General features: G+C 35.5%; 1 protein-coding gene and 1 pseudogene. Both read left to right on the forward strand.

The window, feature by feature from the left end; translation table 11 throughout:
* Nucleotides 1-1,271 (forward strand): annotated as a pseudogene (locus tag QZZ48_RS15700) (hypothetical protein); the annotation flags it as partial.
* A 2-nt stretch (nucleotides 1,272-1,273) separates the two neighbouring features.
* A partial coding sequence (locus QZZ48_RS15705) for a hypothetical protein (protein ID WP_294967194.1) occupies nucleotides 1,274-1,698 on the forward strand: 425 nt, incomplete at its 3' end.

Here is a 1,698-nt window from a genome sequence, read left to right on the forward strand (position 1 = left end):
AAGATGATGCAATAGCAACTGCAAGTGACAGAAATGCAGTAAGTGGTATGAAAGATGAAACCTTAGTTTTAAAAAATGAGACACAAAGTATAAGAGAATCAATTCAAGCAATTGCAGTTGAGGGAAATACTTTAGCCGAGGGTCAAAAGGTTCAAATAGCATATAATAGTGCTGAAAATAAGTTTATATTTTCTATCCCTAAAGGAGATAAAGGAGCAAGAGGTGAAGCTTTTAAAGTAAATGCCATGGGTTTAATAGCTCAAAAGAGTAGTTATGATACTCAATTAAAAGACTTTAGCTTTTTTGCTACAGACACAGGTGAAATCTACTTTAAAAATACAAATGTAAGTGCAGATTGGTCTGTTCCTATTCCTTTTGGAAAAGGTGAGAGAGGAAAAACAGGAGCAACAGGAAATGGCATAAGCTCAGTTATAAGAGTAAGTGGAAATGGAAGTGCAGGAACAAATGATACTTATCGTATAACTTTTACAAACGGAAGTACTTATGAGTATAACGTATACAATGGCTCTCAATCAGATATAAAAATGGCAGATTTAAGTTTTCATATAAATGATTCTTCAAATCCACACAGTGTAACCAAGGCTCAAATAGCTCTTGGAAATGTTGACAATACAAGTGATAAAACAAAACCAATAAGCACAGCAACTCAAACTGCTCTAAATGCAAAAACCACAGATCTTACAGTTCATAAAAATAATAATGCAAATCCCCACACAGTTACAAAAGCTCAAATAGGTTTATCAAATGTCAATAACACAAGTGATAAAGAAAAACCAATAAGCACAGCAACTCAAACTGCTCTAAATAGAAAAGCCTCTATAGATGATTTATCAAGTGCAGTTCCAAGTGGAGTCATTACTATGTGGAGTGGACTAATAAGTGCAGTCCCAAGTGGTTGGCATCTTTGTAATGGGTCTAACGGAACACCAGATTTAAGAGGTCGTTTTGTATATGGAGCAACTGTTGATGCAGATGTAAAAGATGTTGGTGGTAATAAAGATGCAGTTGCCATTGCTCATACGCATAGTGGGAGTACAGATGTTACAGGGGCTCATACTCACGCTTTAAAAAGAGGCAAGGAAGATGGAGGAGGTACTGGTCTCTACGATTGGCATGCAAACATTGGTTCTATTGGTACATCAAGCTCAGGAAATCACTCCCATATAGTAACAATCAATAATTCTGGTGTAAGTGGAACAGATAAAAACTTGCCACCATACATGAAACTAGCATACATAATGAAAGGTTAAAAATGACTATATATTACTTTAATGAAGATGGAAGATTTACAGGAGAAGGAACAAGTGCAATTTGCCCTAAAGATGGAGCAACCACAATAGTTCCTAGTTCAAATGAGGATGTCTGGAATGGTATAAAGTGGATAGCCCCACCGCCACTAAGCCAAGAACAACTTGATGTTATAGCAAAAAATGAAGATGAAATAAAAATTGAAAACCAAATAAAAAAAATGACTATAAAAACTAAAAGTGGTAAAACATTTCATGCCGATTATCAGGCTCGTATCAATATGATGTCTGGTGTTATGAGTGCTGAGTTTGCTAATAAAACTGAGACTACTTGGAAACTTTATGACAAAGACGAAAATGGTGAGAATATTGAAACTATGGTCACTCTTGATGAACTCAAAGAAGCAACTTATCTCGCTCTTGAGAAGTT

Source organism: Sulfurimonas sp., from assembly GCF_016744025.1.
In the GTDB taxonomy this organism is placed as follows: Bacteria; Campylobacterota; Campylobacteria; order Campylobacterales; family Sulfurimonadaceae; genus Sulfurimonas.